This is a genomic window from Streptomyces sp. BB1-1-1, from assembly GCF_031597775.1.
Lineage (GTDB): Bacteria > Actinomycetota > Actinomycetes > Streptomycetales > Streptomycetaceae > Streptomyces > Streptomyces thinghirensis.
The window spans coordinates 1,339,071-1,352,409 of the sequence record NZ_CP134203.1; the positions used below are offsets into that span (position 1 = coordinate 1,339,071).

General features: G+C 72.1%; 10 protein-coding genes. 6 read left to right on the forward strand and 4 right to left on the reverse strand.

What is annotated here, in order from left to right:
- The first annotated feature begins 42 nt into the window (after nucleotides 1-42).
- From RI578_RS06020 to narI, 6 genes are all read left to right on the forward strand, one after another.
- The gene (locus RI578_RS06020; RefSeq protein ID WP_310870093.1) at nucleotides 43-906 is read left to right on the forward strand and encodes a helix-turn-helix transcriptional regulator; all 864 of its coding nucleotides are present in this window, start codon (nucleotides 43-45) and stop codon (nucleotides 904-906) included.
- Nucleotides 907-1,012: 106 nt separating this feature from the next.
- Nucleotides 1,013-1,828 carry an SAM-dependent methyltransferase gene (locus RI578_RS06025; protein WP_310870094.1) on the forward strand — a complete coding sequence of 272 codons (816 nt, stop codon included), beginning with the start codon at nucleotides 1,013-1,015 and terminating at the stop codon, nucleotides 1,826-1,828.
- Between the two features lie 109 nt (nucleotides 1,829-1,937).
- Nucleotides 1,938-5,633, forward strand: coding sequence for a nitrate reductase subunit alpha (locus RI578_RS06030; protein WP_310870095.1), 3,696 nt, complete (start codon nucleotides 1,938-1,940; stop codon nucleotides 5,631-5,633).
- Complete coding sequence (gene narH / locus RI578_RS06035; RefSeq protein ID WP_310870096.1) at nucleotides 5,633-7,228, forward strand: nitrate reductase subunit beta; 1,596 nt, start codon at nucleotides 5,633-5,635, stop codon at nucleotides 7,226-7,228. The genes RI578_RS06030 and narH overlap by 1 nt, the downstream gene beginning before the upstream one ends.
- 4 nt (nucleotides 7,229-7,232) lie before the next feature.
- Nucleotides 7,233-7,727, forward strand: coding sequence for a nitrate reductase molybdenum cofactor assembly chaperone (gene narJ / locus RI578_RS06040; protein WP_310870097.1), 495 nt, complete (start codon nucleotides 7,233-7,235; stop codon nucleotides 7,725-7,727).
- Nucleotides 7,724-8,446: a respiratory nitrate reductase subunit gamma gene (gene narI, locus RI578_RS06045; protein ID WP_310870098.1), complete on the forward strand. Its 723-nt coding sequence runs from the start codon at nucleotides 7,724-7,726 to the stop codon at nucleotides 8,444-8,446. The genes narJ and narI overlap by 4 nt, the downstream gene beginning before the upstream one ends.
- A 10-nt stretch (nucleotides 8,447-8,456) precedes the next feature.
- Here narI and RI578_RS06050 read toward each other — a convergent pair whose 3' ends face one another.
- The 4 genes from RI578_RS06050 to RI578_RS06065 form a co-directional block, all read right to left on the reverse strand.
- Nucleotides 8,457-8,882: an OsmC family protein gene (locus RI578_RS06050; protein ID WP_310870099.1), complete on the reverse strand. Its 426-nt coding sequence runs from the start codon at nucleotides 8,880-8,882 to the stop codon at nucleotides 8,457-8,459.
- Between the two features lie 86 nt (nucleotides 8,883-8,968).
- Nucleotides 8,969-10,774, reverse strand: a complete 1,806-nt coding sequence (locus tag RI578_RS06055) for a DUF2201 family putative metallopeptidase (protein ID WP_310870100.1) — start codon at nucleotides 10,772-10,774, stop codon at nucleotides 8,969-8,971.
- On the reverse strand, nucleotides 10,771-11,832 hold the full coding sequence (locus RI578_RS06060) for a MoxR family ATPase (protein WP_310870101.1): 1,062 nt from the start codon (nucleotides 11,830-11,832) through the stop codon (nucleotides 10,771-10,773). The genes RI578_RS06055 and RI578_RS06060 overlap by 4 nt, the downstream gene beginning before the upstream one ends.
- A 75-nt stretch (nucleotides 11,833-11,907) precedes the next feature.
- The gene (locus tag RI578_RS06065) at nucleotides 11,908-13,314 is read right to left on the reverse strand and encodes an amino acid permease (RefSeq protein ID WP_310870102.1); all 1,407 of its coding nucleotides are present in this window, start codon (nucleotides 13,312-13,314) and stop codon (nucleotides 11,908-11,910) included.
- Between the last annotated feature and the right edge of the window lie 25 nt (nucleotides 13,315-13,339).

The following is a 13,339-nucleotide window of genomic DNA, read 5'->3' on the forward strand; positions in this document are numbered from 1 at the left end:
GACAGACTGCGGTGAGACTTGGGCGCGTTGGGGAGGCGTGGCGTGAGTGAGCGGCGGGCCGCAGCCACCGTGGGCCAGGTGGTCCTGGGCAGACGGCTGCAGGAACTCCGGGAGACGGCGGGCCTCAAACGCGAGGAGGCCGCCAAGGTGCTGCGGGTGGCCCCGGCGACCGTGCGGCGCATGGAGATGGCCGAGGTCGCCCTGAAAATCCCGTACGTCCAGATCCTGCTGACGGCGTACGGGGTGCCCGCGGACGAGGTCTCGGCGTTCGTGGCGCTGGCCGAGGAGGCGAACCAGCCGGGCTGGTGGCAGCGGTACCACGACGTGCTGCCCGACTGGTTCAGCATGTACGTGAGCCTGGAGGGCGCGGCACGGATCGTCCGCTCCTATGAGCCGCACTTCATACCGGGGCTGCTGCAGACCGAGGATTACGCGCGCTCGGTGCTGGAGGCCGGGACGATCGGCAACGCGGGCCGGGACGCCGTCGAGCGGCACGTGTCGCTGCGCATGGAGCGGCAGCGGCTGCTGGAGGGCGCGGACCCGCCCCACCTGTGGGTGGTCATGGACGAGACGGTGCTGCGGCGCCCGGTGAGCATCGACGGCCGGGTGATGCGCGACCAGTTGGACAAGCTGCTGGAGCTCTCGACGCGGGACCGGGTGACGTTGCAGGTCGCCGAGTTCGAGGACGGTCCGCACCCCGGGACGTACGCGCCGTTCACGCTCTTCCGGTTCGCGGAGCCGGAACTGCCCGACATGGTCTTCACCGAGTATCTGACCGGTGCCCTGTACCTGGACTCCCGCGCGGAGGTCTCGGCCCACCTGGAGGTCCTGGACCACATGACGGCACGTGCCGCCTCGACCCAGCGCACCGAGAAGGTCCTGCGCGAGTACCGCGGGAACTTCTGATCCGGCGACCCGGACACATCAGGTACGAGCACGGCCGAGCACGCGAGCACATCAGGCCCGAGCACGGCAGGCACCAGTCCACCAGGCCCAGAGGAGACGACACCGTATGACCGGATCCGACGCCACCCCCGCTCCCGTCGACACCGGCCGGCCGCATCCGGCCCGCGTCTACGACTGGTGGCTGGGCGGCAAGGACAACTACCCGGTGGACGAGGAGCTGGCCCGCAGGATCCTCGCGGCGGACGGCACGGCGGTGCGCGGGGCGCGCGCCAACCGCCGGTTCATGCACCGGGCCGTCCGCACGCTCGCCGAGGCCGGGATCCGCCAGTTCCTGGACATCGGCACCGGCATCCCCACCGAGCCGAACCTGCACCAGGTGGCCCAGGCGGTGGCGCCCGAGGCGCGGGTCGTCTACGCCGACAACGACCCGATCGTGCTCAGGCACGCCGAGGCGCTGCTGCACGGCTCGGCGGAGGGGTCCACCGAGTACGTCCACGCCGACGTCCGCGATCCGGACCGGATCCTGCGGCTGGCGGGCGAGTCCCTGGACTTCGGCCGGCCGGTCGCCCTGTCCCTGGTTGCGCTGACGCACTACCTCGGCGACGCGGTCGACGGCGACGACGTGCACGGCCTGCTGGGGCGGTACGTCGATGCCCTCGCGCCCGGCAGCTACCTGGTGCTGTCCCAGGTAACGCCCGATCTGAACCCGGAGGCGGTGGGCAGGGCCGCCGGTCTGTTCACTCGCAACGGCACGCCGTTCCACCCACGCTCGCTGACCGAGTTCGCGCGCTTCTTCGACGGCCTGGAGCTGCTGGGTCCGGGCGTCATCCCGGTCACCGGGTGGCGGCCGGACCCGGAGGACGTGGCGGCCCAGGCGGAGGGCATCGTGCCGGTGTACGCGGGGGTGGCGCGCAAGATCTGACGGGCCTGGAGCCGTCGCCTCCTGACCCGTACGGGCCCCGCGAACGGGTGCGCTCCCGTGCCCGCCCCTAGGTTCGAAGGCCAGGACCCGGTCGATCAAGGGAGCGCACGTGACCGACACGCGGACACCGCCCACCGAGCCGGGCGCGGCGCTGCTGCGTGCGGGGCGGTTCTTCCGGCCCGGCACCGCGGCGCCCGACCTGCACAGCATCGGGCTGGTCGGCGGCCGGGAGGCGGACGCCTTCTACCGGGACCGCTGGAGCCACGACAAGGTCGTGACCTCCACGCACGGCGTGAACTGCACCGGCTCGTGCCGCTGGAACGTGTTCGTCAAGGACGGCATCATCACCTGGGAGACCCAGGCGACGGACTACCCGTCGGTCGGCCCGGACCGCCCCGAGTACGAGCCGCGCGGCTGCCCCCGGGGGGCGGCGTTCTCCTGGTACACGTACTCGCCGACCCGCGTGCGCTACCCGTACGTGCGCGGGGTGCTCCTCGAGCTGTACCGGGAGGCGAAGGCGCGGTTGTCGGATCCGGTGCTGGCCTGGGCCGACATCCAGGGCGACCCGGAGCGCCGGCGCCGCTACCAGCGGGCGCGGGGCAAGGGCGGCCTGGTGCGGGCGACCTGGGACGAGGCGGTCGAGATGGTCGCCGCGGCCCATGTCCACACCATCCGCACGCAGGGCCCGGACCGTATCGCGGGCTTCTCCCCCATCCCCGCGATGTCGATGGTGTCGCACGCGGCGGGAGCCCGCTTCCACTCCCTCATCGGCGCCCCGATGCTGTCGTTCTACGACTGGTACGCCGACCTGCCCGTGGCGTCCCCGCAGGTCTTCGGCGACCAGACGGACGTGCCGGAGTCGGGTGACTGGTGGGACGCGGCGTACCTGATCATGTGGGGGTCGAACGTCCCGGTGACCCGCACGCCGGACGCGCACTGGATGGCGGAGGCCCGCTACCGGGGCCAGAAGGTCGTGGTGGTCTCCCCCGACTACGCCGACAACACCAAGTTCGCCGACCAGTGGCTGCACCCGCACCCGGGCACGGACGGCGCGCTGGCCCTGGCGATGGGGCACGTGGTGCTCAAGGAGTTCTTCGTCGACCGCGGCACGCCCTTCTTCGACGACTACGTGCGGCGCTTCACCGACCTGCCGTTCCTGGTGACGCTGACCGAGCGGGACGGGGCGTACGTCCCGGCGAAGTTCCTGCGCGCGGCCGACCTGGGGCAGGAGGGCGAGGACGCCCGCTGGAAGACGGTCGTGCTGGACGAGGCGTCGGGCCGCGCGGTCGTCCCCAACGGCTCGCTGGGCTTCCGCTGGAACGAGGCGGACCAGGGGAAGTGGAACCTCGACCTCGGTGACGTACGGCCACGGCTGAGCCTGCACGGCCACGAGATGGCGTCGGGCGTCGAGGTGCTGCTCCCCCGCTTCGACACCGAGGGCGGCGCGCACGCGCAGGGCCGCGGGGAGGTCGTCACGCGAGGTGTGCCCGCGACGCGGCTGGGCGGGGCGACCGGGCCGCTGGTGACGACGGTGTTCGACCTGCTGCTGGCGCAGTACGGCGTGGCGCGGCCAGGGGTGCCGGGCGACTGGCCGGAATCGTACGAGGACGCGGACGCGCCCGGCACCCCGGCCTGGCAGGAGACGCACACCTCGGTACCGGCGGCGGCCTGTGTGCGCATCGCCCGGGAGTTCGCGCGGACCGCCGAGCGTTCCAAGGGGCGCTGCATGATCCTGATGGGCGCGGGCACCAACCACTGGTTCCACTCCGAGACGATCTACCGTGCCTTCCTCGCCCTGCTCCAGCTGACCGGCTGCCAGGGCCGCAACGGCGGCGGCTGGGCGCACTACGTGGGGCAGGAGAAGTGCCGTCCGGTGACCGGCTGGGCGTCGCTGGCCGCCGCGTCGGACTGGTCGCGGCCGCCGCGCCAGATGATCGGCACCGCCTACTGGTACCTCAACACCGACCAGTGGCGCTACGACCGGTTCGGCGCCGACGTACTGGCCTCCCCGCTGGGCGAGGGGCGGCTGGCGGGCATGACGGGCGCGGACTGCCTGGCGCTGTCGGCGCGTACGGGGTGGATGCCGTCGTACCCGACCTTCGACCGCAGCCCGCTGGAGCTGGGCGAGGCGTTCGGCGACCCGGTGGCGAACGCGGTGGCCGAACTGCGGGCGGGGACGCTGAAGTTCGCCTGCGAGGATCCGGACGCGCCGGAGAACTGGCCGCGGATCCTGACCCTGTGGCGGGCCAACCTGCTCGGCTCGTCGGCGAAGGGCGCCGAGTACTTCACCAAGCACCTGCTGGGCACGCACTCCTCCCTGCGCGCCGAGGAGGCCGCGCCGGGCGAGCGGCCCCGGGACGTGGTGTGGCACGACGAGGCGCCCGAGGGGAAGCTCGACCTGCTGCTGTCGCTGGACTTCCGGCACACCTCGTCCACGCTGCTGTCCGACGTGGTGCTGCCCGCCGCGACCTGGTACGAGAAGCACGACCTGTCCAGCACGGACATGCACCCCTACGTGCACGCCTTCTCCCCGGCCGTGGACCCGCCGTGGCAGACGCGGACCGACTTCGACACCTTCAAGGTGCTGGCTCAGAAGCTGAGCGAGCTGGCCGTCGGTCATCTCGGCGTGCGCAAGGACCTGGTGGCGGCGCCGCTCCAGCACGACACCCCGGGCGAGATCGCCCAGCCGGGCGGGGTCGTACGGGACTGGCGGAGCGGGGAGTGCGCTCCGGAGCCGGGGAAGACCCTGCCGAACCTCGTCGTCGTGGAGCGGGACTACACGGCGATCGGCGCGAAGTTCGCGGCGCTGGGCCCGCTGGTGGAGGCCAAGGGCCTGCCCGCCAAGGGCATCACCCTGAAGCCGGACGATGAGGTCGACCGGCTGCGGCGGATGAACGGCGCGGTGCGCGGCGGCCCGGCCGACGGGCGTCCGGCGCTGGACACGGCGGTGAAGGCCGCCAACACCATCCTGGCCCTCTCCGGCACCACCAATGGGCGCCTGGCCGTCCAGGGCTTCCACACGCTGGAGGCGAAGACCGGGCAGCGGATGGCCCACCTCGCCGCCGAGCACGAGGGCAAGCGGATCACGTACGCGGACACCCAGGCGGCGCCCGTGCCGGTGATCACCTCGCCGGAGTGGTCGGGCAGCGAGGCCGGCGGACGCCGGTACACGGCGTTCACGCTGAACACCGAGCACCTCAAGCCCTGGCACACCCTCACCGGCCGCCAGCACTTCTTCCTCGACCACGACTGGATGCACGAGCTGGGCGAGGCGCTGCCGGTGTACCGGCCGCCGCTGGACATGAGCCGGCTGTTCGGGGAACCGCAGCTCGGGCCGGACGGGCACCGGGAGGTGACGGTCCGCTACCTCACCCCGCACAACAAGTGGTCCATCCACTCCGAGTACCAGGACAACCTGTTCATGCTGGCGCTGTCCCGGGGCGGCCAGACCATCTGGATGTCGACCCAGGACGCGGACGCGATCGGGGTGTCCGACGACGACTGGATCGAGGCCGTCAACCGCAACGGCGTGGTCGTGGCCCGCGCGATCGTCTCGCACCGGATGCCTCCCGGCACGGTCTACATGCACCACGCGCAGGAACGCACGGTCAACGTGCCGCTCGCGGAGACGACCGGCAAACGCGGCGGCATCCACAACTCGCTCACCCGCCTGATCCTCAAACCGACCCATCTCATCGGCGGCTACGCCCAGTTGTCGTGGGCGTTCAACTACCTGGGCCCGACGGGGAACCAGCGCGACGAGGTGACGGTCATCCGGCGCCGCTCTCAGGAGGTCGAGTACTGATGCGCCCGATGGCCCAGGTCGCCATGGTCATGAACCTCGACAAGTGCATCGGCTGCCACACCTGCTCGGTCACCTGCAAGCAGGCGTGGACCAACCGGCGGGGCATGGAGTACGTCTGGTTCAACAACGTCGAGACCCGCCCCGGCCAGGGCTACCCCCGCCGCTACGAGGACCAGGAGAAGTGGCGGGGCGGCTGGGAACTGAACCGGCGGGGCGCGCTGAAGCTCAAGGCGGGCGGCCGGTTCAAGAAGCTCGCCGGGATCTTCTCCAACCCGAGGCTCCCGGAGATCAAGGACTACTACGAGCCCTGGACGTACGACTACAAGAACCTCACCGACGCCCCGCTCGGCGGCGACTACCCCGTCGCCCGGCCCGTCTCCCAGCTCGACGGCAAACCGATGAAGATCGGCTGGTCCTCGAACTGGGACGACGACCTCGGCGGCGCCCCCGCCTACGGCGACCTCGACCCGATGGTGGAGCGCACCCGTCAACAGGCCTCGGAGAAGGTGCGGTTCGCCTACGAAGAGACCTTCATGTTCTACCTGCCGCGCATCTGCGAGCACTGCCTCAACCCGTCGTGCGTGGCGTCGTGTCCGTCCGGGGCGATGTACAAGCGCTCGGAGGACGGCATCGTCCTGGTCGACCAGGACCGCTGCCGGGGCTGGCGGATGTGCGTGACCGGATGCCCGTACAAGAAGGTCTACTTCAACCACCGCACCGGCAAGGCCGAGAAGTGCACCTTCTGCTACCCGCGCATCGAGGTGGGCCAGCCCACGGTCTGCTCGGAGACCTGCGTGGGACGGCTCCGGTACCTGGGGGTCGTGCTGTACGACGCCGACAAGGTGACCGAGGCGGCCTCCACGCCGGACGAGCAGGAGCTGTACGAGGCACAGCTGGGTGTCTTCCTGGACCCCGAGGACCCCGCGGTACGGCGGGCCGCGGAGGAGGCGGGGATCCCCTTCGACTGGATCGAGGCGGCCCGGCGCTCCCCCGTGCACGCGCTGGTCAGCAGGTACCGGGTGGCGCTGCCGCTGCATCCGGAGTACCGCACCATGCCGATGGTCTGGTACATCCCGCCGCTGTCGCCGGTGGTGGACGCGCTGACGGAGACCGGGCACGACGGCGAGGACGCCGACAACCTCTTCGGCGCGATCGACACGCTGCGCATTCCGCTGGAGTACCTGGCGGAGCTGTTCACGGCGGGGGACGTTGCGCCAGTGAGGGCCTCGCTGGAGAAGCTGGCGGCGATGCGCGCCCACATGCGGTCGGTCAACCTCGGCGAGGACCCCGACCCGGCCGTCTGCGCGGGCGTCGGGATGCGTGCCCAGGAGATCGAGGACATGTACCGGCTGCTGGCCATCGCCAAGTACGAGGAGCGGTACGTGATCCCGACGGCGGCCGTCGGGGACGCGCACCGGCTGGAGGCGTCGGCCCTGCCGGACACGTGCAGCCTGGACACGGACGGCGGCCCCGGCATGGGCGGCGACGGGCCGTTCGGCCAGGACTCGGGACGCAAGAGGCTGCCGCTGGTGCCGGTGGAGAACTTCCACATCCTGCGCAGGCGGCAGACCACGGACGACGAGAGGGAGGTCTGATCCGATGCCCGGGTTCGAGGTGCTGTACCAGGCGGCGGCGCTCTGTCTGACGTATCCCGACGACGACTTCCGCGCCCGGCTGCCCCTGCTGCGCGAGGCCGCGCCGCAACTGCGCGGCTTCACCGACCACGCGGCCATGACACCGCAGGGCGAGCTCCAGGCCCACTACGTGGAGGTCTTCGACTTCAAGAACCGGCACAGCCTGTACCTGAGCTGGTGGACCGACGGCGACACCCGCAACCGGGGGATGTCACTGGTCCGCTTCAAGGAGCTGTACCGCGCGCACGGCCTGGAGTTCACCGACGAGGAACTCCCCGACTTCCTGCCGGCCGTGCTGGAGTTCGCCTCCCGCACCGGGGACATCGGCATGCTCACCGAGCACCGCGAAGCCCTGGACCAGCTCCGCTCCCGGCTCACCGCCTTCGGCACGCCCTACGCGTGCGTCCTGGACGCCGTGTGCGCCACCCTGCCGCCCGCACCCACCGGAGCCCGCCCGTGACCGTCTTCCTCTGGGGCGTGCTGCCCTACGCCGCGTTCGCCCTGCTGGTCGCCGGTCTGGTCTGGCGGCACCGCTACGACCGCTTCGGCTGGACGACGCGGTCCTCGCAGGTCTACGAGTCGAAGCTGCTGAACATCGCCTCGCCCGTGTTCCACTACGGCATCCTGTTCGTACTGGTCGGCCATCTCGTCGGGCTGTTCGTCCCCGAGTCGTGGACGGACGCGGTGGGCGTGAGCGAGCACGCGTACCACCTGCTGTCGCTGTACGGCGGCACGGCGGCCGGGGTGCTGGCGGTCGCCGGAATCCTGATCCTCATCTACCGGCGGCGCACCAACGCGCCCGTGTTCCGGGCGACGACCGCCAACGACAAGGTCATGTACGTCTTCCTGCTCGGCGCGATCGTCCTCGGCATGGTGGCCAAGCTCGCGCACTCCTCCGGCACCGGCTACGACTACCGGCACACCATCGCGCCGTGGTCGCGCAGCCTGTTCACCCTCCAGCCGAAGACGGAGCTGATGGTGGGCGTGCCGGTGCTGTACCAGGTGCACGCGGTGATCGGGATGGCGCTGATCGCGCTGGTGCCCTACACCCGGCTGGTGCACATGTTCAGCGCGCCGGTGCAGTACCTGGTCCGGCCCTACGTGGTCTACCGGTCGCGCGACCCCAGACAGCTGGGGCCGCGCCCGGACCGGCGGGGCTGGGAGCGCGCCGGCTCCTGAGACCTTCCGGCTAGGCCAGCTTCGCCGTCAGGGTGATGGTCGTGCCGGTCAGGGCCTGGCTGACCGGGCAGTTCTTCTTGGCGTCCTCGGCGGCGGCGGTGAACGCCTCCTCGTCGAGACCGGGGACGGTGCCCTCCACGGTGAGGTGGATGCCCTTGATGCCCTCACCGGGCTGGAAGGTGACGTCGGCGGAGGTGGTGAGCTTGGTGGGCGGGGTGCCGGCGCCGGCCAGGCCGTGCGACAGCGCCATGGAGAAGCAGCTGGAGTGGGCGGCGGCGATCAGCTCTTCCGGGCTGGTCTTGCCGTTCGCCTGCTCGGCGCGCGACGGCCACGACACCGGCTGCTCGCCGATGCCGGACGAGTCGAAGGTGACGACACCGTTGCCCTCGAGCAGGTTGCCTTCCCAGACGGTGTGTGCGGAGCGCGTGGTTGCCACGGCGGGTCCTCTCGAATTCTCTTGCTGTACCTGGGCGGTGGGAGCCCGGCGGCCGGGTTCCCACCCCCATCCGATCACACTCCGGCTCAGCTCACGCGGAACACCGGTCCCCGGGCGGTGAACGGCAGCCGCGCCCCCTGCGGAATCAGGTAGGCGTGCTCGCGCCGTACCCGCAGTACGTCGCACCAGCCGTCGGTGATGACGAGGACCGGCGCGGTGGGCGGGAAGTCGTCGGCGCGCAGCAGCAGGTCGATGCCCGGCTGGAGGACGGTGCCGCCCCGGCCGTGCACCCGCACCCGGCCCGCGATGTCCGTGACGGGCAGGTACCCGGCGTCGTGCGGTGCCGCGTCGCAGAACACCACCCGGGCGGCGGGCACGTCCCGGGCCTCGGCGTAGGAGGCGATGGCGCCGAGCGCCTTGCCGAGCAGGGTGCGGTCCATCGAGCCGGAGGTGTCCAGGACGACGCCGAAGGTGCAGCGGGCGATCTCCTCGGGCGGGAAGTATCTTCCGGCGCGCGGGATGTCCGGGGTGGCCGCCTGACGCCGCGAGGGGCGCGCGTACGACCGTACGGGCTCGGGGCGGGGCACGAACTCGTCGAACCAGCGGGCAAGGCGGGCGTCCCAGGGCAGCGGCGGGTGGCTGAGGGCGCGGATCTCCTCGACCAGGCCGCCGGGCAGGAAGCCGCGCTCCTGCCGCTGGTGGAGGTCGAGGCCCTGGGCGAGGCCGCGTCGGTAGAAGCCGTCGAGGTCGACGTAGTCGCGGGGTGAGCCGAGCGGGCCGCCCAGGATGTCGCCGACGCCCTTGCCGCGCAGCGTGGACAGGCGGCGGCGCATGCGGCGCAGGTCATCGGCGATGCGGTCGTAGACCTCCTCGGCGGACAGGCCGGCCAGCTCGGGGTCGTGCAGCAGCCCTTCGGGCATGGTGCCGACCTGCATCTCGACGAGCCAGCCGTTGATGACGTAGTCGCAGGCGACGTTGAAGAGGTACGGGTCGCGGGTCCCGCAGCGGTCGCCGTGGCGCAGGGCGGCGTGCAGCATCTCGTGAGCCAGGATGAAGCGCCACTCCTCGTCGTCGTACCGGCGCAGGGGGTTGACGTAGATCTCGGCGTCGACGGCGGCGACGGCGGCGACGGAGATGCCGTGGGCGCGGGCCAGTTCGGCGTCGGCGACGAGGGTGATGCCGGACGCGATGCCGCCGAGGAGCGGGTAGGAGGAGACGAACCAGCTCAGGGCCTCCTCCCAGGGGCGCAGGCGGGGTGCCTCGCCGTCCATGGAGTCGCGGCGGCCGCCCGCCATGTCGAGCGCGGTGGAGACGGTCCGGGTGAGCGCGCTCGCGAACGCCGTCTGCCAGTCGGGGGCCCGCCCGAGCCAGCCGTTCCACGGCACGAGCAGCAGGTCGGCCGCGTTGCCCGCGGTGCCGCAGTGCTCGTACACGGCCGGCACCCCGTCCCGGCGCCAGCGCGCGGCGAGCCGCTCCTCGTCGCCGTCGGGGTAGGCGGCGGGGAGGTCGTCCGGGGCGCGGCCGATGCGGAAGCCGAGCAGGAAGCGGTTGACGACGGCGCAGCGTGCGGCGAGGTCGGCGTCGTCCGGCTGGACGCGCTCGCCCGTGGCCGCGGGGACGTGGCCGAAGCCGAGGTGGAGCGCGGCGTGCGCGAGGGCCCAGGCCCAGAGGGCGGGCTCGGTGAGCCGGTCCGGGTGGGCGTGCACGACGCCGTCGGAGTCGACGCGCACCAGCCCGCCCCGGGGCGCGACGGCGCACTTCTCCCGGCGGCAGACGGTGAACTCCACCGCGCTCAGGGACGGGTCGGCGCGGACCAGCCGCAGTCCCGCCTCGAACGCCTCCGCCGCCAGGTCCCGCTTCTTCTTGCCCTTGGTGGTCCGGGCGGGGCTCATCGCCGGGCCTCCACCAGCCGGGGCATGTCGCGGGCGGCCTCGACGAGGAACCAGGCGGGCAGCACCGGGTTGCCGTCGGCGTCGGAGGCGATGACGCTCTGGGCGACCTCGACGGAGATCTCGGCGAGCTGCACCAGCAGCGACTTGGCGCGGTACGCGGTCTGGCGGCCGTTCGCCGACATGTGCTCCTTGCTCGCGGGCAGTTCCTTGACCAGCCGGCCGCGGAAGGACTCGGCGAGGTAGTAGAGCAGGTCCCGGTCCTGGAGGCGGTTCGGCCAGCGGGCCTCGCCCTTGAGGACCGCCTCGATGCCGAACCGGCTGCGGACGATCTTGACGTAGCCGCAGAAGGCGGTGGCGTGGGCGGGGGTCAGCGTGCCGTGCGCGAGGACCTTGAGGGTCTCCTCGTCGAGGTCCGGCCCGAAGGAGTGCAGGGCGTCGGAGAGCATGTGCCAGGAGCGCGGGGTGGAGAACGGCTCCTCGGTCTTGGGCGGCTTGGACCACAGGTGGTCGGGGCGGTCGGTGAGGTGGTCCGTGATCCAGGGGTGGATGCCGTTCTCGCCGGCCCAGACGAGCCAGTCCTTGGCGGAGGCGTCCAGGTGGACGTGGGTGAGGCGGTTGACCAGCGCGGAGGCGATGGGGCGGGCGAGGGCGTTGTCGGTGGCGCGATTGCCGGCGCCGATGACGATGGAGCCCTTGGGCAGCTCGTAGTCGCCGATGCGCCGGTCGAGGATGAGGGAGTAGAACGCCTTCTGCACGTCGGGTCCTGCCGCGTTCAGCTCGTCCAGGAACAGGCAGTACGGCTCGTCGCGGGCGATGGACTCGGGCGGGCAGAACACCGACCGCCCGTCCCGGATCTGCGGTACGCCGATCAGGTCCTCGGGCGCCAGCTGGGTGCCGAGCAGGCTCACGCACTCCAGGCCCAGCGAGTCGGCGAAGTTCCTCACCAGGGAGGACTTGCCGATGCCGGGTGCGCCCCACAGGAAGACCGGCCGCACGGTGGCGAGGCCGAGCAGCAGTTCCGGGAGTCGGGCGGGGGTGACGGTGACGGCGGCCTGCACGCAGGGGCTCCTCGGGCTGCTGTTCGAAGCGGACCCGGACCAGTGTGGGCGGGGCGGGGCCCGTGCGCAGCCGATTTACCGCGCGCCGGGCCCGTTCTGCCGCTGCCTGCGGGCCGCCATCACGGCGTAGACCAGCACGCCCGCGAAGAGGAACAGGACGCCCTGGTACACCGCCGCGTAGCCGGCGCCGGCGACCAGCCAGAGGGAGAAGGCGGCCGCGACCGCCGCGATCACCCCGTCCCGCACCAGCCGTGCCCGGTCGACCTTCTCGCCCTGTCCGGAGACCAGGTGGAAGATCTGCGCCGCGGTCGCCAGCAGGTACGGCACGGTCGCGGTGAAGGTGGTGACGAGCACGAGCACCTCGAAGACCTTCGCCGAGCCCGACGTGTAGTTGTAGACGGTGAGGAGGGAGGCGAGGACGACGGTCACGCCGACGCCGACCGTGGGCACGCCGCGCCGCCTGCGCGCGAACGCGGCCGGGAAGAGGCCGTCCTTCGCGGCGGCGTACGGGGTCTGGGCGCTGAGCAGGGTCCAGCCGTTGAGGCAGCCGGTCATCGACACCAGGGCGGCCAGCGCGACGGCCCAGCCGCCCCAGGCGCCGCCGAACATGGCGTTCACGGCGTCGGAGAAGGGCGCGGTGGAGGTCACCAGGCGGTCGTGGGAGACGGTGCCGAAGACGGAGATCGTGCCCAGCAGGTAGACGAGGGCGGCGCCCGCGGTGCCGATGACCGTGGCCCGGCCGACCGTGCGCCGCGGGTCCTTCACCTCGCCCGCGCTGACGGCGGCGGATTCCACGCCGAGGTAGGAGAAGAGCAGGATCGCGGCGGCGGCGGAGACCGCGCCGATGCCGCTGGAGCCGCTCGCGTTGAACGGGCCGAGGTTGTCCGGGTCGAAGAAGAACAGCCCGCCGACCGCGACGAGCAGCAGCGGCGCGAACTTCAGCACCGTGGACACCAGCTGGACGGCGCCCACGTAGCGGGTGCCGGCGAAGTTGGCGAGGGCCGGCAGCCACTGGATGACGAGCGCGGCCAGGCACGCCGTCCAGCGGTGGTCGTTCACCGGGATCAGGACGTCGAGGTAGCCGACGGCGGCGACGGCGAGCGCGGCGTTGGACACCCAAGTGGTGATCCAGTACGCCCAGGCGGCGAGGAAGCCGGCGAAGTCGCCGAAGGCCTCGCGGGCGTAGACGTAGGGGCCGCCGGTGCGCGGGTCGCGGGCGGCGAGGCGGCCGAAGACCAGGGCGAGCGCGATGGCGCCGACGGTCAGGACGCCGAAGGCGAGCAGGCTGACGGTGCCGAAGGGGGCGACGGAGGCCGGGAGCAGGAAGATGCCGCCGCCGATGATGTTGCCCATGACGAGGGCGGTGGCGACGGGGAGCCCGAAGCGGCGGGCGTGCCTGCCGTTGTCCGGGGCGGGAGCGGGGGCCGCGGGGGTCTCCTGCGACGCCGGAGCCGGTGGGGGGACGGTCCCGGTGACGTGCATGGGGTGGTGCGCCTTCCTTGGAACT

Bases quoted from the DNA above. Each gene is read 5' to 3' on its own strand.
- RI578_RS06025 (WP_310870094.1), top strand. From the start codon at position 1,013: ATGACCGGATCCGACGCCACCCCCGCTCCCGTCGACACCGGCCGGCCG.
- narH (WP_310870096.1), top strand. From the start codon at position 5,633: ATGCGCCCGATGGCCCAGGTCGCCATGGTCATGAACCTCGACAAGTGC.
- narJ (WP_310870097.1), top strand. From the start codon at position 7,233: ATGCCCGGGTTCGAGGTGCTGTACCAGGCGGCGGCGCTCTGTCTGACG.
- RI578_RS06055 (WP_310870100.1), bottom strand. From the start codon at position 10,774: ATGAGCCCCGCCCGGACCACCAAGGGCAAGAAGAAGCGGGACCTGGCG.
- RI578_RS06065 (WP_310870102.1), bottom strand. From the start codon at position 13,314: ATGCACGTCACCGGGACCGTCCCCCCACCGGCTCCGGCGTCGCAGGAG.